The following is a 21,123-nucleotide window of genomic DNA, read 5'->3' on the forward strand; positions in this document are numbered from 1 at the left end:
CCGCGCCGCCGACGCCGCGTCCGATGGTCCCGGCGCGACGCACGCGCCGGTTGCTTATCGCGGCGGCTGGCGCGCGCGCGAAGCGGCGCGTCTCGCGGACCCGCAAGCCGCCGTCGTATCGATTTACGCGCGTGGCCGCGACTATCACAAGGTATTGCGCGCGCGCCTGCAGACGCTCGCCGAGCGCATCGAGGCCGAGATTGGCGCATTCGGCCACCGCGTGTTCACCGATTCCGCGCCGGTGCTCGAAGTCGAACTCGCGCAGAAGGCCGGCATCGGCTGGCGCGGCAAGCATACGCTGCTGCTGCAACGCGATGCGGGCTCGTTTTTCTTTCTCGGCGAGATTTATGTCGACCTGCCGCTGCCGACTGATGAGCAGACGTCGCCGTCCACCGCGCCCGAGACGCCCGGCGCGCATTGCGGCAGCTGCACGCGCTGTATCGACGCGTGTCCGACGGGGGCGATCGTCGAGCCGTACCGCGTCGATGCGCGGCGCTGCATCTCGTATCTGACGATCGAATTGCACGGCAGCATTCCCGAGCCGCTGCGGCCGCTGATCGGCAACCGCGTGTACGGCTGCGACGATTGCCAGCTCGTGTGCCCGTGGAACAAGTTCGCGCAGGCGTGCGCAGTGGCCGACTTCGATGTTCGGCATGGACTTGACCGCGCATCGCTCGTCGAACTGTTCAGCTGGAGCGCCGAGCAGTTCGACGAGCGGATGCAGGGTAGCGCGATTCGCCGGATCGGCCACGAGCGTTGGTTGCGCAACCTCGCGGTCGGCCTCGGCAACGCGCTGCGCGCGCCGCCGGCGCGCCTCGAGCCGGCGGCGCGGGCGGCGATTGTCGACGCGCTGCGCGCGCGCGCCGGCGATGCTTCTGCGCTCGTGCGCGAGCATGTCGAATGGGCGCTGCGCGCGGCGTGAAGGGGGCGTAAAGTGGCAAGGTGATTCTCGACGCGGGCGGCCGGCCGAGGTTTGGCTGGGGTTGCCACGCTTGGCGGAGGATCGGTGCGGGTGCTGAATGCCGATTTCGATCGGCCGGGCGGCCGGGCCGGAGAGGGAAGCTGGGGACCGGGGTGAGCGTCGAAGCGCCCGCGCCGGTCGATCGCCACGGGGAGTACGCGCTACAGCGCGGGCTGCAACCAACCGTGGCATGGGATCAAAGTAAGTGTCGCGCACTTGCTTGCGGCGACAAGGAGTCAACGATGTTCAACGCGGTAATCGATGCACCGTTCGGCAAGGTCGGTATCCGCACCGATGCGTCGGTTGTGCGCGAGATTGTCTATCTGCCCGAGTCGATGAAGAACGCCGCACCGGATACGGTGCCCGCAAAGCGGGCAGTGCGCCAGATCGAGCGCTATTTCGAGCGCGCGGCCGCGCGTTTCGACTTGCCGCTCGCTCAAGTCGGCACGCCGTTCCAACATCGCGTTTGGGATGCGATCAGCGCGATTCCGCCGGGCATCGTGCTCACCTACGGACAGCTTGCCAAGCAGATCGGCAGCGCGCCGCGGGCGGTCGGTCAGGCGTGCGGCTCGAATTACTTTCCGTTGGTGATTCCGTGTCATCGGGTCGTCGCATCAGGCGGAATCGGCGGCTTCGCGAATCACGACGACGGCTATTTCCTCCAGATCAAGCGCTGGCTGCTTGCTCACGAGGGAGTGCGGTACTGATGGCGCGCGCAGTTCGCGCTGCCGCGGATAATCCGGCGGGCGCCGCGGCCGATCGTGACGTCGCGCCGGGTGGCGACGTACTCGACTCCGCGCCGGGCGAGGCGAATGTGTCGCCCGCGTGGTTGGAAAGCCGCGCATCGATCGACCTTTTTTGTGATGCGATGTGGCTGGAGCACGGGCTGTCGCGCAACACGCTCGACGCATACCGGCGCGATCTGCAACTGCTGGCGCAGTGGCTTGCCGTGCGGCACGAGGTGAGCGTCGATCGCGCGGACGAGGCGATGGTGACCGGCTATATCGCCGCGCGCAGCGATGGCAAGGCGACGTCGTCGAACCGGCGGTTGTCGGTGTTTCGACGCTATTACGGCTGGGCGGTGCGTGAGCATCGGGCAGCCGCCGATCCGACGCTCAGGATCGCAGCGGCAAAGCAGCCGGCGCGGTTTCCGTCGACATTGTCGGAAGCTCAGGTGGAAGCGCTTCTCGGCGCGCCCGACGTCGAGACGCCGCTTGGGCTGCGCGATCGGACGATGCTCGAGCTGATGTATGCGAGTGGATTGCGGGTGAGCGAACTCGTCACGCTGAAGACCGTCGAGATCGGGATGAACGAGGGCGTCGTGCGGGTGACGGGCAAGGGCTCGAAAGAGCGGCTCGTGCCGTTCGGCGAGGTCGCGCATGGGTGGATCGAACGCTATTTGCGCGATGCCCGGCCGGCACTGCTCGGCGCGCGCGCCGCCGACGCGCTCTTCGTCACTGCGCGCGGCGATGGGATGACGCGCCAGCAGTTCTGGAACATCATCAAGCGCCATGCGCAGCAGGCCGACATTCGCGCGCACTTGTCGCCGCACACGCTGCGGCACGCGTTTGCGACGCACTTGTTGAATCACGGTGCGGATCTGCGGGTCGTGCAATTGCTGCTCGGCCATAGCGACATCTCGACGACGCAAATCTACACGCATGTCGCGCGCGAGCGCTTGAGGACGCTGCACGCGACGCACCATCCACGCGGCTGACGCCGCGCTGCGCGCGCTGCGCGGCTCCGGGGCGTTGCGATGCATTGCCATGCCGAGGCAAACGGCCCCGTCAAAGCAATTCCCGCAACTTATGTTTGAGCACCTTGCCGGTCGACGCGGCGGGCAGCGCGGCGAGCGTGCGTATCCGCGCGGGCCGTTTGTAGGGCGCGAGCCGCGCTGCGCACCAGTTTTTCAGATCGTCTTCGGTCGCCGCGGCATTGGGCGCGAGTTCGACGAATGCGATGACTTCCTCGTTGCCTTCGACTGCGTGCCCGACGACCGCCGATTGCACGACGTCCGGATGCGCGTTCAGCGCCTGCTCGACTTCGGGCGGGTAGACGTTGAAACCGGAGCGGATGATGAGTTCCTTGCTGCGGCCGACGATCGTCAGCGATCCGTCGGGCTCCGCGCGCGCGAGATCGCCGGTTTTCAGCCAGCCGTCGGCCGTCACGGTCGCGCGTGTGCGCTGCGGGTCGCGATAGTAGCCGAGCATCACGTTCGGCCCCCGCACCCAGAGTTCGCCGACTTCGCCCGGCGCGACATCGACGCCTTGCGCCGAGCAAAACCGCACGCCGATGCCTGGAATCGGCGCGCCGACCGAGCAATCGGCGCGTGGCGCGTCGATCGACGTCTGCGCGACAGTCGGGCTGCTTTCGGTCATCCCGTAGCCGTTGTGCAGCGGCAATCCATACACGCTCTCGACCCGTGCCTTCAGATCGGCGTCGAGCGGCGAGCCGCCCGAATAGACGAAGCGCAAATGCGGCGCATGCCATGCGTGGCCATGCGTATGCAGATGTTCGAGCAATTTTGCGTGCATAGCAGGGACGCCTTGGAAAATCGACACGCGTTCGTCGACGAGCGCGCGGCGCAATGCCTGCGGCGAGAAACGCGGCACGAGCCGCAGCGTCGCGCCTGCGTAGAGGCTGCCGAGGCAGACCGACGCGAGTCCATACGAGTGCGAGATCGGCAGCGCTGCGTAGACGACATCGGCGGGGGCGACGCGCCGCTGCGTGCTGGATACCGCCGCGACGAACAGCAGATTGCGGTGCGACAGCATCACGCCCTTGGGTGCGCCCGTCGTGCCCGTCGTATAGATGAGCGCCGCGCACTGGCGCGCGCTGTCTGCGTCGACCGGCTCCGCGTGCGCCGACGGATCGAGCGCATACGACCACGCGCCGATATCGGGCTCGAAAGGCTGGGCCGGCAGTGCGCCGCGTCGCTCGGCGTGCGCAAGCGCATCGGGCGACGTACTGGTCGCGAACGCGATGACGCGCGGCTTCGCATGCGTGGCGATCGCATCGAATTCGAGCGGCGAAAGCCGCGCGTTCGCGACCAGCGCCCACGCGTCGAGTTTGGTGGCGGCGAACAGCAGCACGACTTGCGCGATGCTGTTCTCGGCGGCAATCATCACCCGGTCGCCCGGCTGTACGCCGAGATCGCGCAACCGGGCGGCAGCGGTATCGACCGCGCGCGCGAGTTGCGCGTAGGTGAAGCGGCGCGCGTCCTCGATCAGCGCAACGTGATCCGGGGTGTGCGTTGCGATCCGTTCGGGAAGTGCCGCGATGCGCGACGGCAGCGACGCGATCAATGTGTCGATATCCCATTGCGCTCGATGAGGCGGGTTCGCTGTCATGATTTCTCTGGCGGGTTGGCGCGAGCGAAGCGGCAGGCGCGCCGTCAGGGCTCTTTGTGGGGCATCGTGCCATCGCCGCTTGCGGCGCGCAATCTGCCATTCGGACAATGGTCCGTCAACGCCGATGCAATTAAAATGCGCGGATGAGTAAATCCAGACATGTCTCCGAAACGCCCGCCACGCAGTTCCTGCGCCGTCACGGCATCGCATTCGGCGAGCATCCCTACGATTACGTCGAACATGGCGGCACGTCCGAATCGGCGCGGCAGCTCGGTTGTGACGAACATCAGGTCATCAAGACCCTGGTGATGGAAGACGAGCATGCCAAGCCGTTGATCGTGCTGATGCACGGCGATTGCAAGGTGTCGACGAAAAACCTGGCGCGGCAGATTGGCGCGAAACGTGTCGAGCCATGCAAGCCCGAGGTCGCGAATCGTCATTCCGGCTATCTCGTCGGCGGTACGTCGCCGTTCGGCACGAAGCGGGCGATGCCCGTCTACGTCGAATCGACGATCCTCGAACTGCCGTCGATCTATCTGAACGGCGGGCGGCGCGGCTATCTGGTGAGCATCGCGCCCGGCGTGCTGACCACGCTTCTCGACGCGCGGCCCGTGCAATGCGCGAGCGTCGACTAGCTTGTCGGCCGGCATATGCCGGCCTAGGGTTTCACCCGCATGGCACGGCGCTGCGCTTCGGTAGAATGAGCGCCGCCGCGGCCTTGTTGCTTGCGCCGCCTGTCCATCCATCGTTATTTGAAACAAGAGTCCTTCGCATGCAGATCCTGCTCGCTACCGTCGCCGCTTATCTGATTGGATCGGTGTCGTTTGCCGTTGTCGTCAGCGCCGCGATGGGGCTCGCCGATCCCCGCTCGTATGGCTCGAAGAATCCCGGCGCGACCAACGTGCTGCGCAGCGGCAACAAGACGGCGGCGATCCTTACGCTCGTGGGCGACGCGTTCAAGGGCTGGCTCGCGGTCTGGCTCGTCAAGCGCTTGGGCATGGGCGGTGAGATCGGTGTCGCGCTTGCCGCGATCGGCGTGTTCCTCGGTCACCTGTACCCGGTGTTCTTTCGCTTTCAGGGCGGCAAGGGCGTCGCGACGGCAGCGGGCGTGCTGCTTGCCGTGCATCCGGTGCTGGGGCTTGCGACCGCGCTGACCTGGCTCATCGTCGCGTTTTTCTTCCGCTACTCGTCGCTCGCGGCGCTCGTCGCAGCCGTATTCGCGCCGCTTTTCGACGCGTTTTTGTTCGGCACGCGCGGCAATCCGGTCATGTGGGCAGTGGTTGCGATGAGCGCACTGCTGATTTGGCGGCATCGCACCAACATTTCGAAGCTCCTCGCGGGCGAGGAAAGCCGAATCGGGCAAAAGAAGAAGGAGGCGTGATTCGCGCGGGTTCAGGCCGTTTTGTGTCGTCGAGCGGGGCCGGGCGGCTGGGGCGAAGCGGTGCGGGGCAAGATGCGGGGCCGTGGCGGCGTATCCTGCCGCGCGTTGCCGGGACTGATGCGTCGCCGTCGCCAACAACGCGTCTGAGGGATTGAGCGGTGCCGCGTCGGCGCGGAATGCGCATGATGCCGGCGATGAGTCGCCGCGCAGCCGGCTCGGCCACTGCCGCGGGTTTTGACGGCAGACGCATGCCGCCGCCGAGCCCGCCATTCGGCTATTCAGCGGCGCGGCGCGATGCGGCGTCAGTCGCGGAAGTTGTTGAAGTCGAGTGGCGTATCGGTGACTTCCTTGCGCAGCAGCGCGATCACGCTTTGCAGATCGTCGCGCTTCGCGCCGGCCACGCGCACCGCGTCGCCCTGAATGCTTGCCTGCACCTTGATTTTGCTGTCCTTGACGATACGCACGACCTTTTTCGCCAGATCGCCCGACACGCCTTTCTTGATCGTCACGACTTGTTTGACTTTGTCGCCGCCGATTTTCTCGATTTTGCCGTAGTCGAGAAAGCGCACGTCGACGTTGCGCTTTGCCATCTTGCCGATCAGCACGTCCTTGACTTGGCCGAGCTTGAAATCGTCGTCGGCGAACAGCGTGAGTTCGCGCTCTTTTTGCTCGACGCGTGCGTCGGAACCCTTGAAATCGAAGCGCGTGGAAATTTCCTTGTTCGATTGTTCGATGGCGTTTTTTACTTCGATCATGTTCGCTTCGGAAACGACGTCGAACGATGGCATGGCATTCTCCTGTGTCGACCGGCGTAGGCGCGTTAGCGCCCGCTCCGGTCTCGTGTAAGAGGTGGACTGTAGAGAACGGCGGCGCGCGATTGCGCGTGCGCTCACTCGCTATAATGGCTGACTAGCCGCCATTTTACCGGCGCCCCTACATTTGCCCAAGGCCGCGGGCTGGTTTTCCGCGCCGGCGCAACTCCGAATGCTGATGTCTCGCTCCGATTCCCCCGTTCAACTGATTCCCGACTATCCATTGCACGCGCACAACACGTTCGGCTTCGACGTGCGCGCGCGCGTCGCGGCGCGGATCGGCTCGCCCGAGCAGTTCGCATCGCTTGCGCACGATCCGCGCGTCGCGGGGCTGCCGACGCTGGTGCTCGGCGGCGGCAGCAACGTGGTGTTTTCGGGCGATTTCTTCGACGGGCTCGTGCTGCTTAACGAGATTCGCGGCCGCGCGCGCGTGCGGGACGACGAAGCGGCGTGGTATGTCGAGGCGGGCGGCGGCGAGAATTGGCATGCGTTCGTCGATTGGACGCTTGCCGAGGGCATGCCGGGTTTGGAGAATCTCGCGTTGATTCCGGGCACGGTCGGCGCTGCGCCGATCCAGAATATCGGCGCGTATGGAATCGAGATGAGCGCGCATTTCGAATCGCTGCGTGCGATCGAGCTTGCAACGGGCGAGACGGTCGAATTCGATGCACGGCGTTGCGCGTTCGGCTATCGCGACAGCTTTTTCAAACGGGAAGGGCGAGGCCGCTTCGCGATCGTGTCGGTTACGTTCCGGCTGCCGAAGGTGTGGACGCCGCGGCTCGGTTACGCGGACGTCGCGCGCGAGCTGGCGGCGCGCGGCGTCAACGAGGATCGCGTGACGCCGCGCGACGTATTCGACGCGGTCGTCGCCATCCGGCGCGCGAAGCTGCCCGATCCGCTTGTGCTCGGCAATGCGGGAAGTTTTTTCAAGAATCCGGTGATCGACGCGCAGCGGTTTGCCGAACTGCGCGCGCGGGAGCCTGAGATCGTGACGTATCCGCAGCCGGATGGCCGCGTGAAGCTCGCGGCCGGCTGGTTGATCGACCGTTGCGGTTGGAAAGGGCGCGCGCTCGGCGCGGCGGCCGTGCATGACAGGCAGGCGCTCGTGCTCGTCAATCGCGGTGGCGCATCGGGCGCCGACGTGCTCGCGCTGGCGCGCGCGATCCAGCGCGACGTGCGCGAGCGCTTCGGCGTCGAGCTTGAGGCGGAGCCGGTGTGCCTATAAACGGCGGGCAGCGGGGCGTGTCGCGGGCGGTCGGCCGATAGAAACCGCCGGCGCCGGATGTCGCGATGCGTTTTGCTGGAGTATTCCGGAATGTCCGGTGCGGCGGACGTATGTTTTGAGCTGCGTGAGCCGAAGCTGCCGCGTAGCGCATGCGCGGCGCGTTTCTATGGGCGCCGCTTCATCGCCCGTCTCATCGCATTGGCCGGCGGCTTCGCGCAAGCGCGCGGCTTGCCGCTGCGCGCGCCGTGCGTCAGTGCTTCAAGCGCCCCAGCAGCAGGAATTCCATCAACGCTTTCTGCACATGAAGCCGGTTTTCCGCTTCGTCCCAGACCACGCTCTGCGGGCCGTCGATTACCGACGCCGTTACTTCTTCGCCGCGATGCGCGGGCAGGCAGTGCATGAAAAGCGCGTCGGAATGCGCGTGCGACATCATTTCGTCGTCGACGCACCAATCGGCGAACGCCTGCTTGCGTGCGTCGTTCTCCGCTTCGAAACCCATGCTGGTCCACACGTCGGTCGTCACGAGATCGGCGCCCTTGCACGCTTCGTTCGGGTCGTCGAAGACTTCGTAGAACGGTGCGCTTTGCGCGTCGACGAGCTTGGGGTCGAGCGCATAGCCGGGCGGCGTCGACAGGCGCAGCTTGAAGCCGAGGATCTGCGCGGCTTGAATCCACGTGTACAGCATGTTGTTCGCGTCGCCCACCCACGCGACCGTCTTGCCGCGAATCGGGCCGCGATGCTCGTAATACGTGAAGATATCGGCGAGCACTTGGCACGGATGGTATTCGTTCGTCAGGCCATTGATCACCGGCACCCGCGAGTTTTTCGCGAAACGCTGAATGATGTCCTGCTCGAACGTGCGGATCATGATGATGTCGACCATTCGCGAGATCACCTGCGCGGAATCCTCGACGGGTTCGCCGCGGCCGAGCTGCGTGTCGCGCGTGCTCATGAACACGGCGTGGCCGCCCAACTGAAAGATGCCGGCTTCGAACGACAGGCGCGTGCGCGTCGAGCTTTTCTCGAAGATCATCGCGAGCGTGCGGTCGTGCAGCGGGTGATAGGTCTCGTAGTTCTTGAACTTGCGTTTCAGGATGCCGGTGCGCTCGAGCACGTACTCGTAGTCTTCCAGTGAGAAATCCTTGAACTGCAGGTAGTGACGAATGGTTTTGGCGGTCATGAAACGAAATACGGCGGACTCACCCGGCGGCAACGCACGCCGGACGGCGCCGCCGTCGTTGTGGTAACTCGATGCAGCATAAATGATTTTGCCTGCTTTGACGAGCCGCGGCGCACCGGCTTCGCGCATGCGTTCGAGACGACGCGCGATGACGCACTGCGCTATAATTTCAGGGTTTTCTCAAGCCCGGCGGGCAAGGTTCATGCTTGGTCTGCCGGACACAAGCAGCTTGTCTGCTGCGTGCGGTGCCGTATGCCGGAGCGCATGTTCCGGCGGCTCGTTCTGGGTTGCGGCGAAACCGTCTCCATTGTGTTCTGAGTGTCCAGGCGAGGGTTCGCCGGCGCACTGCTGGGCTGTCACTTGGGTATCCTCATGGCTGAAACTCTCCCGACCGAATACTTTATTCAGGGCATCACGAAAGATGGGAAGAAGTTTCGGCCGAGCGATTGGTCCGAGCGTCTTGCCGGCGTGATGTCGTGCTTCGGTCCGGGCGCGAGTGGGCCCAACGCGCGGCTCAAGTATTCGCTGTATGTCCGGCCGACGATGATCGGCGACGTCAAGTGCGTGATCGTCGATTCGCGGCTGCGCGATATCGAGCCGATGGCGTTCGATTTCGTGATGAACTTCGCGAAGGACAATCACCTCGTCGTGACCGAGGCATGTGAATTGCCCGATTACGGCAAGTCGGCAAAGTAGCGGGTGACTGCGCGGAGCGCGCCTGGCGGGAGTCGGGCTGCGTGGCTGGTATGCCGGTTGCGCTCACAGCAAAAAAAGCCCGCGCGTAGCGGGCTTTTTTGTCGATCGCAGCGGAAACAGGGCGCCCGCGAGGCGGGCGCGCCAGCATTACTGCGCGGCTTGCAGACCCTTGATGGCGGCTGCGAGGCGGCTCTTGTGGCGAGCGGCCTTGTTCTTGTGAACGATCTTCTTGTCGGCGATCGTGTCGATCGTCTTCGTTGCGAGCTTGAAGACTTCCGCGGCCTTTGCTTGATCGCCGGCGTCGATTGCCTTGCGAACAGCCTTGATCGCGGTGCGGAATTTCGAGCGCAGCGCCGAGTTGTGCGAGTTTGCCTTCGCTGCCTGGCGGGCGCGCTTGCGTGCTTGTGCGGAGTTAGCCATGACGGTTCCTTATCCTGTCCTGTTTCCAGAGCTTGGAGCCTGACGGCCAAGCGCTGCTTTTCGATCTCACTCCCGGAAGCGATTGCCCGGGGCGCAAAAAACGTCGGTTTCACCGAGGCCGGCCGACGCGCCCGGTTCGATGCGCGCTCGATATTGCCGCGCGCGGAACCCGAAACCCGCCTGACAGGCCCAGAAACCGGCGATTATAGCAACAAAATCAAGCGAGTGGCAAGCATGGGCAGGACCTTTCCGTGTGCGGCGCGGCATTTCCCTGGCCCGCTGCCGGTTGCCGACGCGCGAGGTCCGTATAATAAGCGCCCCATGAATCTATTCCGAGCCCTGCTGACGGTCAGCGGCTTCACGCTGCTGTCGCGCGTGACCGGACTGGCCCGCGAAACGCTGATCGCACGCGCGTTCGGCGCCAGTCAATTCACCGACGCGTTCTACGTCGCCTTTCGCATTCCCAACCTGCTGCGCCGGCTGTCCGCCGAAGGCGCGTTCTCGCAGGCGTTCGTGCCGATTCTCGCCGAATTCAAGAACCAAAAAGGGCACGATGCGACGAAGGCGCTCGTCGACGCGATGTCGACGCTGCTCGCTTGGGCGCTCGCGCTGCTGTCGGTGGCGGGCGTCGCGGGGGCGTCGTGGGTGGTGCTGGCGGTTGCGTCGGGGCTGCGCACGGACGGGCAGGCGTTCCCGCTCGCCGTCAAGATGACGCAGATCATGTTCCCGTACATCGTGTTCATCTCGCTGACGACGCTTGCCTCGGGCGTGCTCAACACGTACAAGCGCTTCTCGCTGCCGGCATTCGCGCCCGTGCTGCTCAACGTGTCGTTCATCGTCGCGGCGCTGTTCGTCGCGCCGCATTTGAAAATGCCCGTCTACGCGCTCGCATGGGCGGTGATCGCGGGCGGGGTGCTGCAATTCATCGTGCAACTGCCGGGCTTGAAGCGCATCGACATGATGCCCGCGATCGGCATCCATCCGCTGCGCGCGCTCGCGCATCCGGGCGTCAAGCGCGTGCTCGCGAAAATGGTACCCGCGACGTTCGCGGTGTCGGTCGCGCAGCTGTCGCTGATCATCAATACGAACATTGCGTCGCGGCTCGGGCAGGGCGCGGTATCGTGGATCAACTATGCCGACCGGCTGATGGAGTTTCCGACCGCGCTGCTCGGCGTGGCACTCGGCACGATCCTGTTGCCGAGTTTGTCGAAAGCGCATGTCGATGCCGATTCGGCTGAATATTCGGCGCTGCTCGACTGGGGGCTCAGGGTCACGTTCCTGCTTGCCGCGCCGAGCGCGCTCGCGCTGTTTTTCTTTGCCGAGCCGCTGACGGCGACGCTCTTCAACTACGGCAAGTTCGATGCGCACACGGTGGCGATGGTCGCGCGCGCGCTTGCCGCATACGGAATCGGCCTGGTCGGCATCATCCTCATCAAGATTCTCGCGCCCGGTTTCTATGCGAAGCAGGACATCAAGACGCCGGTAAAAATCGCCGTCGGCGTGCTTGTCGTCACGCAGTTGTCGAACTATGTGTTCGTGCCCGTTATCGGCCACGCGGGGCTGACGCTGTCGATCGGCATCGGCGCTTGCCTGAACTCGCTGCTGCTGTTCATCGGGCTGCGCCGCCGCGGCATTTACCGGCCTTCACCGGGCTGGTTGCGCTTTTTCGTGCAGCTTGGCGGCGCGTCGCTCGTGCTGGCCGGCACAATGCGCTGGTGCGCGCTGAACTTCGACTGGACCGCGATGCGCGCGGTGCCGCTCGAGCGCATCGCGCTGATGGCGTCGTGTCTCGTTTTATTCGCTGCATTATATTTCGGCATATTGGGGCTGATGGGCTTCAAATATGCGTATTTCAAAAGGCGTGCGAAATAACGGACCCATGACTCGCGTTCTCGACTATTTCAGTTCGCTCGTCGCCGAAGACGAAGGGCTGCCGCTCACCGAGGCGGCGCTGTCGCTCGCGCAGGACGCCTATCCGGATGTCGATCTGCAAGGCGTGCTGTTCGAACTCGACGCGCTCGCAGCGCGGCTCGCGAGGCGCGTGCCGGACGCCGGCGACGCGAACGACAAGCTCGCGCTGCTGAACGATTTTTTCTTCCGCGAACTCGGCTTTGCGTGCAACCGCAACGATTACTTCAATCCGGACAACAGCTATCTGAATGTCGTTCTCCAGCGCCGCGTTGGGATTCCGATCTCGCTTGCGGTGCTGTATCTGGAGTTCGCGCAGCAGATCGGCGTGGCGGTGCGCGGCGTGTCGTTTCCCGGCCATTTCCTGCTGCGCATCGCGTTGCCCGGCGGCGACGCGATCCTCGATCCGACGACAGGCCGCACGCTGTCGGAGGCGGAGCTGGTCGAGATGCTCGAGCCTTTCTCGATGCGCGGCGGCAGCGCCGATCATGCCGCGAGCACGTTGCGCGCGTTGCTGCAGCCGGCGATGCATCGCGAGATCATCGCGCGGATGCTGAACAACCTGAAGGCCGTGTACCGGCAGACGGAGCGCTGGCAGCGGCTGCTCGCGGTGCAGGAACGGCTTGTGATCCTGCTGCCGGGGCAGCTCGACGAAGTGCGCGACCGCGGTTTCGCGTATGCGCGTCTCGATTATCTGCGGCCCGCGCTCGAGGATCTGGAGACCTATCTCGGCGAGCGGCCCGACGCAGCCGACGCGACGATCGTCGAGGCGCAGGTCAGCGAGCTGCGCCAGCGGATGCAGCGCGACGACGACTGAGCGTGCTCGGGCACGATCGCGCGGCGCGGCTCGACGCGGCGTGGTCGCCGTGTAGGTCTCACCACGCCGCGCCGCGCTTATTTCGGCTGCATCCGGATCGCGCCGTCGAGGCGGATCACTTCGCCGTTGAGCATCGGATTCTCGATGATCTGCTTGACGAGCATCGCATATTCCACCGGTTTGCCGAGGCGGGGCGGGAACGGCACCATCGCGCCGAGCGCGTCCTGGACTTCCTGCGGCATTCCGAGCAGCATCGGCGTTTCGAAAATGCCAGGCGCGATCGTCATGACGCGAATCGCGTGGCGCGACAGGTCGCGCGCGATCGGCAGTGTCATGCCGGCGACGCCGGCTTTCGACGCCGCATAGGCCGCTTGGCCGATCTGCCCGTCGAACGCGGCGACCGACGCGGTGCTGACGATCACGCCGCGTTCGCCGCTCGCCGTCGGCTCATTCGCGGCCATGGCGGCGGCGGCGACGCGGATCATGTTGAACGTGCCGACCAGATTCACGGTGATTGTTTTCGCGAACAGTTCAAGCGCGTGCGGGCCCTCTTTGCCGAGCGTCTTCGACGCAGGCGCGATGCCCGCGCAATTGACGAGCCCGCGCAACGTGCCGAGCCGCGTGGCGGCCGCCACGGCCGCCTGCGCGTCGGGTTCGTTCGCGACGTCGCATTTGACGAACGCGCCGCCCAGTTCCTGCGCGAGCGCCTCGCCTGCGGCCTGATTCAGATCGGCGAGCACAACCTTGCCGCCCGCTTCGGTGATGAGGCGCGCCGTGCCCGCGCCGAGCCCCGATGCGCCACCGGTGATGACGAACACGTTGCCGCGAATCTCCATGTCTGCTCCTTGTCCTGGTTGGAATGAGTGTCGTTCGAATGCCGCTCGCGGCAGCGCTCGTGACGTGCCGCGACGACAGGCCGATTGTACGGGGCCGCTGCCGAAGGGCGGCGCGAAGCGAACGCCCGGACGAAAAAAAACCGCCCGAAGCGGGCGGTTCTCGCGTCTCGCGCGGCGCGGGCTTACTTGAGCGCGTCGAACACGCGGGCGCGGATCTCGTCGACCGTGCCGAGGCCGGAGATTTTGCGGTACGCGGGCGCCTTCAGGCCGTTCTCGGTGCCGCGCGCGGCCCAGTCGCCGTAGTAAGTGATGAGCGGCTTGGTCTGCGCTTCATAGACATCCAGGCGCTTCTTCACCGTTTCCTCCTTGTCGTCGTCGCGCTGAATCAGCGGCTCGCCCGTGACGTCGTCGCGGCCCTCGACCTTCGGCGGGTTGAACTTCACGTGATACGTGCGGCCCGAGGCCGGATGCGTGCGGCGCCCGCTCATCCGCTCGATGATCTCGGAGAACGGCACGTCGATTTCGAGCACGTAGTCGATGGCGACACTGGCGTCCTTCATCGCGTCGGCCTGCGCGATCGTGCGCGGGAAGCCGTCGAACAGGTAGCCGTTCGCGCAGTCCGCTTCCTTCAGCCGCTCCTTCACGAGGCCGATGATCAGCGAATCCGGCACGAGCTTGCCTTCGTCCATGTAGGCTTTCGCTTCGACGCCGAGCGGCGTGCCGGCCTTGACGGCCGCGCGCAGCATGTCGCCTGTCGAGATTTGCGGAATGCCGAACTTTTCCTTGATGAAGTTTGCCTGGGTGCCTTTTCCCGCGCCGGGAGCGCCCAACAGGATCAAACGCATGGTGATATCTCCGGTATGTATGGAATGCTTGAGCGCGGGACGCCGGTGCGCCGGTTGCGCGGCTCGACGGTTCTGCCGCAAGCGCGGCGGCCGGCGCATGGGGGCTTGGGACGAATCTCGAAGAGCGGCGCGGGCAGGCGGCCCGCACGATTCGCCCGATTATGCCATGGGTTATTCGGCGCGAGCCCGAAAAAGGGCCTGCACCCGTGCAAGATCGGCGGGCGTGTCGACGCCGGTTTCGGGCGCATGCTCGGTGACGAGCACGGCGATCCGCTCGCCGTGCCACAGCGCGCGCAATTGTTCGAGTTGCTCGGCCGCTTCGATGGGCGCGGGCGTGAGCGTTGGGTAAGTGCGCAGAAAACGCGCGCGATATGCGTACAGGCCAATGTGCCGATAAACCGCGCACGTAGGCGCGGGCATCGCCTCGACGCCGTTTGGCCAGTGCGGCTGATAGGCGTCGCGCGACCAGGGAATCGGCGCGCGCGAGAAGTACAGCGCGGTGCTCGCCGCATCGAGCACGACCTTCACGTAATTCGGATTGAACACGTCCTGCGCGTCGTGCAATGGGTGCGCGGCGGTCGCGATCGCGCATGCCGGATGCGACGCGAGGTGCGACGCTACGTCGCGCACCAGTTGCGGATCGATCAACGGTTCGTCGCCCTGAACATTGACGACGATCGTTTCGTCGTCGAAGCCGAGTTGCTCGGCGACTTCCGCGAGGCGGTCGGTGCCGGACGGATGATCGGCGCGCGTCAGCAACGCTTCGAAGCCGTGCGCACGCACTGTGTCGAGCACGCTGGGCGCATCGGAGGCGACCAGCACGCGCTGCGCGCCCGCATCACGCGCACGCTCGGCGACGCGCACGACCATCGGCTTTCCGCCGAGATCCGCGAGCGGCTTGTTCGGCAGGCGGGTCGACGCGAGACGGGCGGGAACGATGGCGACGAAGGCGGGCGTGGAAGTCATCGGGTGAAAGTGCGGTGCGGTTGGGAGCGCGGGTACGGATCAGAGCATGCCGGCTTGGTTGGAGCGGACAACGGAAAACGGTCGGACGGCGTTGTGGCGGACGGCGCGCGGGCGTATGCGCGGCGGTGTCGCTGCGCGCTCTGGGCGCGGGGGCGAGTGCCGGGCGCGCCGCTCGCGCGCCAGTGTCAGTGACTGGCGGCCGGCCCGGCCGCATCGACCGGCGTGCCTTCGACCGTCTGGCGCGCTTCGTCGACGAGCATCACCGGAATGCCGTCGCGGATCGGGTATGCGAGCTTGTCGGCGTGGCAGGCAAGTTCCTGCGCGCTTCGGTCGTAGTGGAGCGGGCCCTTGCAAATCGGGCAAACGAGGATTTCAAGCAGGCGTGCGTCCACGGAGTTTCTCCACAACGAGAGCGATGAGGCGGGGATCGAGCGCGGCCTCGACCGGGACAACCCAGATGCGAGCGTCGCGCCACGAAGCGGCTAATTTTACCGCATCCTTCTCGGTCACCAGGATCGCATCGACATCGTCGTCGGCGAACGGGTTCTCGGCGAATGCGTAATGATCGGGCAGCGCGCGGGTGGCGGGGGTGAGGCCCGCGGCGCGCAGCGTCGCGAAAAAGCGCTCCGGCGCACCGATGCCCGCCGCGGCGAGTACCCGCTCGGCGGCGAACTGCGCGAGCGGCCGGCGGTGCGACGGCTGATCGAGATGCCAGGCGTCGCCCGGCGCGAGCGAGAGCGCGAACGTGTCGGGCCACGGCGGCAGCACGCGGCTGTACGGATCGTTGACGAGCGTGGCGTCGCGGCGTCGCGACAGCGGCTCGCGCAGCGGCCCGGCGGGTATCAGGAAACCGTTGCCGCCCAGGCGATGATCGAACACGACAAGCTCGACGGTGCGGGCGAGCCGGTAGTGCTGCAAGCCGTCGTCGCTGACGACGACGTCGACGTCGGGCTGCGCGGCCTTCAGCGCGCGCACGGCGGCGACGCGATCCGGGCACACCCACACGGGCGCGAGCGTGCGGCGGGCGATCAGGAGCGGTTCGTCGCCGGCCTGCCCGGGCAGCGACGCCGGCGTGACGGCGGTCGGTTCGACGATTTTCGCACCGTAGCCGCGCGAGACCACGCCCGGCGTGAAGCCGGCCGCGCGCAGCGCGTCGACGAGCGCGATCACGGTGGGCGTCTTGCCGGTGCCGCCGACCGTCACGTTGCCCACGACGACGACGGGCACCCCGCAATCGACCCGCGCCTTCCAGCCGCGCGCATATGCGGCGCGGCGCAGTGCGGCGATCGCGCCGAATGCGCACGCAAAGGGCGTGAGCGCCCAGGCGATCGCGCCGCGGCGCTGCCACTCGCGGACAAGACGCGCTTCGGCGCGCGCGAGAAATCGCTGCGGCGCGCTCATGGCGCGGTGGACGATGCGGCGCGCATCGCGGCTCTCGACGGGTTCGTCAACTCGTTTTCTCCGGAGGACGGCCGACAGGCCGCGCGGTCTTCGAAAGGCGGCACTCTAGCGTGCCCGCCGTGCGCCCGGCAAGTCGCGCGGATGCGCATGGCGGTGTGCGCCGCTTGGGCGCGCTGCCCGGCAGCCTGTGGATAACTCTGTGAAAAACTCGCCGCCGAAACCCCCGGCAAGCCCATGAGGTGGACTTTCGGTCGGCGGTTCCCGTCGCCTTTTCCTGGGAAAAATCATTTAAATCAAATGCTTAATAAAAAACATAAAGGATTGGGCGGTAATCGTTACGACTCTGTCCCCGCTTGACTCGCGGTGTGGACACCTGGGCGGGCGCCCGAGCGACTTGCCGTGCGCGCGTGCGCAGTCTATCGTTGGGCCGGCTGAAATTTTCCTATCGTCCATGCATTCCGATACTCATTTTTCCGGACCCGGCGGCGCGAGCGGCGGCGATGGCGTGATTCCCGTGTCCGCGCTCAACCGCGCAATCGGCTCGATGCTCGAGCGCGCATTTCCGCTGCTGTGGGTCGCGGGCGAAGTCTCGAACTTCACGCGCGCGGCGAGCGGCCATTGGTATTTCTCGATCAAGGATCAGCAGGCGCAGATGCGTTGCGTGATGTTTCGCGGCCGCGCGCAGCATGCGGAATTCACGCCGCGCGAAGGCGACAAGATCGAGGTGCGCGCGCTCGTCACGATGTACGAGCCGCGCGGCGAGGTGCAACTGAATGTCGAGGCGGTTCGGCGCACCGGGCAGGGCAGGCTCTTCGAGGCATTCCTGCGGCTGAAGGCGCAGCTCGAGGCCGAGGGGTTGTTCGCGCCGGAGCGCAAGCGCGCGCTGCCATCGCATCCGCGCGCGATCGGCATCGTCACGTCGTTGCAGGCCGCTGCGCTGCGCGACGTGCTGACGACGCTCGCGCGCCGCGCGCCGCACGTGCCGGTGATCGTCTATCCGGCGCCCGTGCAGGGCGCGGGCGCGGCCGAGAAACTCGCGGCGATGGTCGCGACGGCCAACGAGCGGCGCGAGGTCGACGTGCTGATCGTCTGCCGCGGCGGCGGTTCGATCGAGGATCTATGGTCGTTCAACGACGAGGGGCTGGCGCGGACGATCGCGGCGAGCGCGCTGCCGGTTGTCTGCGGTGTCGGGCATGAAACCGATTTTACGATCGCCGATTTCGCGGCCGACGTGCGCGCGCCGACGCCCACCGGCGCGGCCGAGCTGGTGAGTCCGCAGCGCGCGCTGCTGCTGCGCGAGCTGGCCGAGCGGCAACGCGCGCTCGCGCGCGGCCTGCGCCGCACGCTCGATTTGCGCGCGCAGCAACTCGATTGGCTCGCGCGCAGGCTCGTCAGTCCCGCCGAGCGCTTGCGGCGCCAGTCCGAGCACGTCGGCCAGCTCGCGGCGCGGCTCGCGGCGGCGGGCGCGCGGCCCGTGCGCGACGCGCGCGCGCGTTTCGCGCTCGTGCAGTTACGCTGGCAGCGGGCCCGACCGGATCTTGCGCACGCACGTCAGACGCTCGCGGGGGCTGCCCAGCGCTTGCATGCCGCTTTCGAGCGCCGTTGCGAGCGCGATGCCGCGCGCGTGGCCGCGTGCGCGGCGCGCCTCGACGTGTTGAGCCCGCAGCGCACGCTCGAGCGCGGCTACGCGGCGCTGATCGACGCGCAGACGGGCCACGCGCTGCGCGCGCCGTCGGCGTTGAAGCCGCAGCGCCGGCTGACCGTGCATCTCGCGCAAGGCTCGGCGGACGTATCGCTCGCCGACGTGCAGCCTCGGCTTTCGGATACATTCTGAGCGGGCATCGCGCATGCCCGGTATCGGGCGCCGAATCCCGGGCATGCGCCGTGCGCGGCGCACCAGCAACGATTTGCCGGATGCGGCGGATAAAGGCCCGCGCGTTTGCGGGGTTATCCGGACTCGCCTACAATCGGGCGTTGCGCTGCATTCAAATATTTGCCCTCCCTACATACACTCGAAGGAACCGATCATGGCTCATACGCTCCCGCCGTTGCCTTACGCTGAAGACGCGCTCGCTCCGCACATCTCGCAGGAGACGATCCAGTTTCACTACGGCAAGCACCATCAGACCTATGTGACGAACCTGAACAATCTGATTCCGGGCACCGAATTCGAGAATCTGTCGCTGGAAGAGATCGTGAAGAAGTCGTCGGGCGGCATTTTCAACAACGCCGCGCAAATTTGGAACCACACGTTCTTCTGGAACAGCCTGTCGCCGAACGGCGGCGGCGCGCCGACGGGCGCGCTCGGCGACGCGATCAACGCGAAGTGGGGCTCGTTCGATGCGTTCAAGGAAGCGTTCACGAAGGCCGCGGTCGGCACGTTCGGTTCGGGCTGGGCCTGGCTGGTGAAGAAGGCGGACGGCTCGCTCGATATCGTGTCGACCAGCAACGCCGCCACGCCGCTGACGACGGCCGACAAGCCGCTGCTAACGATCGACGTGTGGGAACACGCTTACTACATCGATTACCGCAATGCGCGCCCGAAATTCGTCGAAGCGTTCTGGAACATCGTGAACTGGGATTTCGCCGCGAAAAACTTCGCGTAACGCGATTGTCGCCAGACGGCTGGCGCGGCCCGGAATGTCCGGGGCGCGGCAGCCTGCCCAAAGCCCTCGCGTCCGTTGCGGCGCGGGGGCTTTTTATTGGCCGCTCGCCGCGCGGGGCGGGGCCGAATCGGGCGCGCGCCGCACCGTCAGCCGCGATCGCTCGCGTTGCCATCGGCGCCTGGGCTGCGTTCGACGCTCGCGCGTCGCAATGCGTCGAGATCGACGATCTCGATCTCGCCGACATGCAGCCGCACGACCCCGCGCGCGGCGAGTTCCTTCAGCAACTGATTGGCGGTTTGCCGCGACAGCGATAGCATCGCGCCGAGCCGTTCCTGCGACAGTCTGATGCGCGTATGACCCGCGCTGATGCCGCCATAGCCTTCGGCGATCATCAGCAGGCGCGCCGCGAGCCGCTGGGCGGCGGGCATCATGCTCAGCGCCTCGACATTCGCGAACGACATCCGTAGCTTTTGCGCCATCAGCAGCGCAAAATACCGCCAGTAGCGCGGCGTGTCGTCGAGCAGTTGCTGTAGCGCGGGCTGCGGCAGATGCAGCAGCAGCGTGTCGTTGATCGCGATTGCGTCGTGCGTGCGTGGCAGTTCGTCGAAAAGCGCGATCTCGCCGAACCATGTCACGGGCTCGGCCACCGTCAGCAGCGCTTCCTTGCCGCTCGCGTCGACGGCGCCGATGGTCAGCGCGCCCGACAGCACCGCATAGAGGCCGCACGGCGCGTCGCCGCGCCGGAACAACATTTGGCCCGCCGACAGCCGGCGGGCCACGGCCGCCTGGCGCAGCGCGTCGCGCAGCGGCGCGGGCAGCGCGGCGAACCACGGGTTTGCATCGAGCAGCGGCTGGCAGGGTTCGAGAAGCGGGTGCATCGGCGACTCGCGGGTGTCGGCTGGCCGACAGAGAGGTCGGCCCGTCACGGGCATCATAACGCGCACCTGCATCAGGAGGAGACATCATGAAATCCCTCGTCGATCAACTCGCGCAATACGCGGCCTATCATCGTGATGCGCGCAATATCGTCACGCATCTGGTGGGCATTCCGATGATCGTCGTCGCGGTGACGGTGCTGCTGTCGCGTCCGGCGCTCGACGCTTCGGGGGTGCTCACGCCCGCGTTGCCCGCGGCGCTGGCGGCCGCGATCTTCTATCTGCGCGTCGATTTGCGTTTCGGCGTCGTGATGGCCGCGCTGCTTGCGTTGAGTTTCTGGGCCGGCCGCGCACTCGCCGCGCAGACAACCGGTGTGTGGCTCGGCGGCGGGCTCGGTCTCTTTTTCGTCGGTTGGGTGATCCAATTCGTCGGTCACTATTTCGAAGGGCGTAAGCCCGCCTTCGTCGACGACTTGATCGGGCTTATCGTCGGCCCGTTGTTCGTCGTCGCGGAAGTGGCGTTCTTCGTCGGGCTGCGCGCCGACGTGCGCGACGCAATCGAACGCCGCGTCGGGCCTGTGCGGGCGGGCGCGCGCAATGCACGCGTGTGAGCGTGGCAGCCATGGCGGCGATTTGCGTCTATGGCGCGGGGGCGGTGGGCTGCTATCTGGGCGGGCGGCTGCTCGCGGCGGGCGCCGACGTCGAACTGATCGGACGGCAGCGGATTCAAGCGCAGTTGCGCGAGCATGGTCTCGTGCTGTCGGACTACCGGGGGCGCAATGTGCGGGTGCCTGCGTCCCGGATCGCCTGTGCGGCGGGCGACGCCGCTGCCGCCGCACAGGCG

At 66.3% G+C, this 21,123-nt stretch carries 24 protein-coding genes; 14 read left to right on the forward strand and 10 right to left on the reverse strand.

Annotated elements, in window-relative coordinates:
• From queG to xerD, 3 genes are all read left to right on the forward strand, one after another.
• Positions 1-922, forward strand: a 922-nt coding sequence (gene queG, locus BSIN_RS21060; RefSeq protein ID WP_256583925.1) for a tRNA epoxyqueuosine(34) reductase QueG, incomplete at its 5' end; no start/stop codon positions are given.
• A gap of 281 nt (positions 923-1,203) precedes the next feature.
• The gene (locus BSIN_RS21065) at positions 1,204-1,668 is read left to right on the forward strand and encodes a methylated-DNA--[protein]-cysteine S-methyltransferase (protein ID WP_089341868.1); all 465 of its coding nucleotides are present in this window, start codon (positions 1,204-1,206) and stop codon (positions 1,666-1,668) included.
• The gene (xerD, locus tag BSIN_RS21070; RefSeq protein ID WP_173678727.1) at positions 1,668-2,678 is read left to right on the forward strand and encodes a site-specific tyrosine recombinase XerD; all 1,011 of its coding nucleotides are present in this window, start codon (positions 1,668-1,670) and stop codon (positions 2,676-2,678) included. The genes BSIN_RS21065 and xerD overlap by 1 nt, the downstream gene beginning before the upstream one ends.
• Before the next feature lie 70 nt (positions 2,679-2,748).
• Here the strand turns inward: xerD and BSIN_RS21075 are convergent, their stop codons facing one another.
• A complete protein-coding gene (locus tag BSIN_RS21075; protein ID WP_089341869.1) occupies positions 2,749-4,311 on the reverse strand; it encodes a class I adenylate-forming enzyme family protein in 1,563 nt (520 codons plus the stop codon).
• Positions 4,312-4,454: 143 nt separating this feature from the next.
• On the opposite strand from BSIN_RS21075, the gene ybaK reads away from it, so the two are divergent.
• Both ybaK and plsY read left to right on the forward strand, forming a co-directional pair.
• Complete coding sequence (ybaK, locus tag BSIN_RS21080) at positions 4,455-4,946, forward strand: Cys-tRNA(Pro) deacylase (RefSeq protein ID WP_059520502.1); 492 nt, start codon at positions 4,455-4,457, stop codon at positions 4,944-4,946.
• A gap of 137 nt (positions 4,947-5,083) precedes the next feature.
• A complete protein-coding gene (plsY, locus tag BSIN_RS21085; protein WP_089341870.1) occupies positions 5,084-5,692 on the forward strand; it encodes a glycerol-3-phosphate 1-O-acyltransferase PlsY in 609 nt (202 codons plus the stop codon).
• 302 nt (positions 5,693-5,994) lie between these two features.
• Here the strand turns inward: plsY and BSIN_RS21090 are convergent, their stop codons facing one another.
• A complete protein-coding gene (locus BSIN_RS21090) occupies positions 5,995-6,480 on the reverse strand; it encodes a YajQ family cyclic di-GMP-binding protein (protein ID WP_059520500.1) in 486 nt (161 codons plus the stop codon).
• A 196-nt stretch (positions 6,481-6,676) separates the two neighbouring features.
• On the opposite strand from BSIN_RS21090, the gene murB reads away from it, so the two are divergent.
• Complete coding sequence (gene murB, locus BSIN_RS21095; protein WP_089341878.1) at positions 6,677-7,729, forward strand: UDP-N-acetylmuramate dehydrogenase; 1,053 nt, start codon at positions 6,677-6,679, stop codon at positions 7,727-7,729.
• Positions 7,730-7,979: 250 nt separating this feature from the next.
• Here murB and argF read toward each other — a convergent pair whose 3' ends face one another.
• Positions 7,980-8,909, reverse strand: coding sequence for an ornithine carbamoyltransferase (gene argF / locus BSIN_RS21100; protein ID WP_089341871.1), 930 nt, complete (start codon positions 8,907-8,909; stop codon positions 7,980-7,982).
• On the opposite strand from argF, the gene BSIN_RS21105 reads away from it, so the two are divergent.
• A complete protein-coding gene (locus BSIN_RS21105) occupies positions 8,886-9,227 on the forward strand; it encodes a hypothetical protein (protein WP_089341872.1) in 342 nt (113 codons plus the stop codon). The genes argF and BSIN_RS21105 overlap by 24 nt on opposite strands.
• 54 nt (positions 9,228-9,281) lie before the next feature.
• Positions 9,282-9,605 (forward strand): DUF3579 domain-containing protein, encoded by a 324-nt coding sequence (locus BSIN_RS21110; protein WP_059520499.1) that lies wholly within the window; start codon positions 9,282-9,284, stop codon positions 9,603-9,605.
• Positions 9,606-9,752: 147 nt separating this feature from the next.
• Here BSIN_RS21110 and rpsT read toward each other — a convergent pair whose 3' ends face one another.
• The gene (rpsT, locus tag BSIN_RS21115; RefSeq protein ID WP_059520498.1) at positions 9,753-10,025 is read right to left on the reverse strand and encodes a 30S ribosomal protein S20; all 273 of its coding nucleotides are present in this window, start codon (positions 10,023-10,025) and stop codon (positions 9,753-9,755) included.
• 234 nt (positions 10,026-10,259) lie between these two features.
• Here rpsT and murJ point away from each other — a divergent pair, with 234 nt between their 5' ends.
• Positions 10,260-11,897 (forward strand): murein biosynthesis integral membrane protein MurJ, encoded by a 1,638-nt coding sequence (murJ, locus tag BSIN_RS21120; RefSeq protein WP_308410720.1) that lies wholly within the window; start codon positions 10,260-10,262, stop codon positions 11,895-11,897.
• Positions 11,898-11,904: 7 nt separating this feature from the next.
• A complete protein-coding gene (locus BSIN_RS21125; RefSeq protein ID WP_089341873.1) occupies positions 11,905-12,750 on the forward strand; it encodes a SirB1 family protein in 846 nt (281 codons plus the stop codon).
• A gap of 77 nt (positions 12,751-12,827) precedes the next feature.
• Here BSIN_RS21125 and BSIN_RS21130 read toward each other — a convergent pair whose 3' ends face one another.
• The 5 genes from BSIN_RS21130 to lpxK all read right to left on the reverse strand — a co-directional run bounded on the left by BSIN_RS21130 (position 12,828) and on the right by lpxK (position 16,798).
• Positions 12,828-13,586: an SDR family NAD(P)-dependent oxidoreductase gene (locus tag BSIN_RS21130; RefSeq protein WP_059520495.1), complete on the reverse strand. Its 759-nt coding sequence runs from the start codon at positions 13,584-13,586 to the stop codon at positions 12,828-12,830.
• A gap of 182 nt (positions 13,587-13,768) precedes the next feature.
• On the reverse strand, positions 13,769-14,431 hold the full coding sequence (gene adk / locus BSIN_RS21135; RefSeq protein WP_089341874.1) for an adenylate kinase: 663 nt from the start codon (positions 14,429-14,431) through the stop codon (positions 13,769-13,771).
• Between the two features lie 171 nt (positions 14,432-14,602).
• A complete protein-coding gene (gene kdsB, locus BSIN_RS21140; RefSeq protein WP_089341875.1) occupies positions 14,603-15,397 on the reverse strand; it encodes a 3-deoxy-manno-octulosonate cytidylyltransferase in 795 nt (264 codons plus the stop codon).
• 185 nt (positions 15,398-15,582) lie between these two features.
• The gene (locus BSIN_RS21145) at positions 15,583-15,789 is read right to left on the reverse strand and encodes a Trm112 family protein (protein ID WP_059520493.1); all 207 of its coding nucleotides are present in this window, start codon (positions 15,787-15,789) and stop codon (positions 15,583-15,585) included.
• A complete protein-coding gene (gene lpxK / locus BSIN_RS21150) occupies positions 15,770-16,798 on the reverse strand; it encodes a tetraacyldisaccharide 4'-kinase (RefSeq protein WP_089341876.1) in 1,029 nt (342 codons plus the stop codon). The genes BSIN_RS21145 and lpxK overlap by 20 nt, the downstream gene beginning before the upstream one ends.
• Before the next feature lie 451 nt (positions 16,799-17,249).
• Here lpxK and xseA point away from each other — a divergent pair, with 451 nt between their 5' ends.
• Together xseA and sodB are read left to right on the forward strand one after the other, a co-directional pair.
• Positions 17,250-18,632: an exodeoxyribonuclease VII large subunit gene (gene xseA, locus BSIN_RS21155; RefSeq protein WP_069234898.1), complete on the forward strand. Its 1,383-nt coding sequence runs from the start codon at positions 17,250-17,252 to the stop codon at positions 18,630-18,632.
• 193 nt (positions 18,633-18,825) lie between these two features.
• Positions 18,826-19,404, forward strand: a complete 579-nt coding sequence (gene sodB, locus BSIN_RS21160) for a superoxide dismutase [Fe] (RefSeq protein WP_059520490.1) — start codon at positions 18,826-18,828, stop codon at positions 19,402-19,404.
• 146 nt (positions 19,405-19,550) lie between these two features.
• On the opposite strand, the gene BSIN_RS21165 is transcribed toward sodB, so the two are convergent.
• Positions 19,551-20,282 carry a Crp/Fnr family transcriptional regulator gene (locus BSIN_RS21165; RefSeq protein ID WP_059569590.1) on the reverse strand — a complete coding sequence of 244 codons (732 nt, stop codon included), beginning with the start codon at positions 20,280-20,282 and terminating at the stop codon, positions 19,551-19,553.
• An 86-nt stretch (positions 20,283-20,368) separates the two neighbouring features.
• Here BSIN_RS21165 and BSIN_RS21170 point away from each other — a divergent pair, with 86 nt between their 5' ends.
• Both BSIN_RS21170 and BSIN_RS21175 read left to right on the forward strand, forming a co-directional pair.
• Positions 20,369-20,890: an Mpo1 family 2-hydroxy fatty acid dioxygenase gene (locus BSIN_RS21170; RefSeq protein ID WP_059569467.1), complete on the forward strand. Its 522-nt coding sequence runs from the start codon at positions 20,369-20,371 to the stop codon at positions 20,888-20,890.
• Between the two features lie 11 nt (positions 20,891-20,901).
• A partial coding sequence (locus tag BSIN_RS21175) for a 2-dehydropantoate 2-reductase N-terminal domain-containing protein (RefSeq protein ID WP_305883049.1) occupies positions 20,902-21,123 on the forward strand: 222 nt, incomplete at its 3' end.

Source organism: Burkholderia singularis (assembly GCF_900176645.1).
Lineage (GTDB): Bacteria > Pseudomonadota > Gammaproteobacteria > Burkholderiales > Burkholderiaceae > Burkholderia > Burkholderia singularis.

What these genes read in the sequence shown, in the direction of transcription:
- BSIN_RS21065 (WP_089341868.1), top strand. Translation starts at nt 1,204, where the DNA reads ATGTTCAACGCGGTAATCGATGCACCGTTCGGCAAGGTCGGTATCCGC.
- xerD (WP_173678727.1), top strand. Translation starts at nt 1,668, where the DNA reads ATGGCGCGCGCAGTTCGCGCTGCCGCGGATAATCCGGCGGGCGCCGCG.
- BSIN_RS21075 (WP_089341869.1), bottom strand. Translation starts at nt 4,311, where the DNA reads ATGACAGCGAACCCGCCTCATCGAGCGCAATGGGATATCGACACATTG.
- ybaK (WP_059520502.1), top strand. Translation starts at nt 4,455, where the DNA reads ATGAGTAAATCCAGACATGTCTCCGAAACGCCCGCCACGCAGTTCCTG.
- plsY (WP_089341870.1), top strand. Translation starts at nt 5,084, where the DNA reads ATGCAGATCCTGCTCGCTACCGTCGCCGCTTATCTGATTGGATCGGTG.
- BSIN_RS21090 (WP_059520500.1), bottom strand. Translation starts at nt 6,480, where the DNA reads ATGCCATCGTTCGACGTCGTTTCCGAAGCGAACATGATCGAAGTAAAA.
- murB (WP_089341878.1), top strand. Translation starts at nt 6,677, where the DNA reads ATGCTGATGTCTCGCTCCGATTCCCCCGTTCAACTGATTCCCGACTAT.
- argF (WP_089341871.1), bottom strand. Translation starts at nt 8,909, where the DNA reads ATGACCGCCAAAACCATTCGTCACTACCTGCAGTTCAAGGATTTCTCA.
- BSIN_RS21110 (WP_059520499.1), top strand. Translation starts at nt 9,282, where the DNA reads ATGGCTGAAACTCTCCCGACCGAATACTTTATTCAGGGCATCACGAAA.
- rpsT (WP_059520498.1), bottom strand. Translation starts at nt 10,025, where the DNA reads ATGGCTAACTCCGCACAAGCACGCAAGCGCGCCCGCCAGGCAGCGAAG.
- murJ (WP_308410720.1), top strand. Translation starts at nt 10,260, where the DNA reads ATGGGCAGGACCTTTCCGTGTGCGGCGCGGCATTTCCCTGGCCCGCTG.
- BSIN_RS21125 (WP_089341873.1), top strand. Translation starts at nt 11,905, where the DNA reads ATGACTCGCGTTCTCGACTATTTCAGTTCGCTCGTCGCCGAAGACGAA.
- BSIN_RS21130 (WP_059520495.1), bottom strand. Translation starts at nt 13,586, where the DNA reads ATGGAGATTCGCGGCAACGTGTTCGTCATCACCGGTGGCGCATCGGGG.
- adk (WP_089341874.1), bottom strand. Translation starts at nt 14,431, where the DNA reads ATGCGTTTGATCCTGTTGGGCGCTCCCGGCGCGGGAAAAGGCACCCAG.
- kdsB (WP_089341875.1), bottom strand. Translation starts at nt 15,397, where the DNA reads ATGACTTCCACGCCCGCCTTCGTCGCCATCGTTCCCGCCCGTCTCGCG.
- lpxK (WP_089341876.1), bottom strand. Translation starts at nt 16,798, where the DNA reads ATGAGCGCGCCGCAGCGATTTCTCGCGCGCGCCGAAGCGCGTCTTGTC.
- xseA (WP_069234898.1), top strand. Translation starts at nt 17,250, where the DNA reads ATGCATTCCGATACTCATTTTTCCGGACCCGGCGGCGCGAGCGGCGGC.
- sodB (WP_059520490.1), top strand. Translation starts at nt 18,826, where the DNA reads ATGGCTCATACGCTCCCGCCGTTGCCTTACGCTGAAGACGCGCTCGCT.
- BSIN_RS21165 (WP_059569590.1), bottom strand. Translation starts at nt 20,282, where the DNA reads ATGCACCCGCTTCTCGAACCCTGCCAGCCGCTGCTCGATGCAAACCCG.
- BSIN_RS21170 (WP_059569467.1), top strand. Translation starts at nt 20,369, where the DNA reads ATGAAATCCCTCGTCGATCAACTCGCGCAATACGCGGCCTATCATCGT.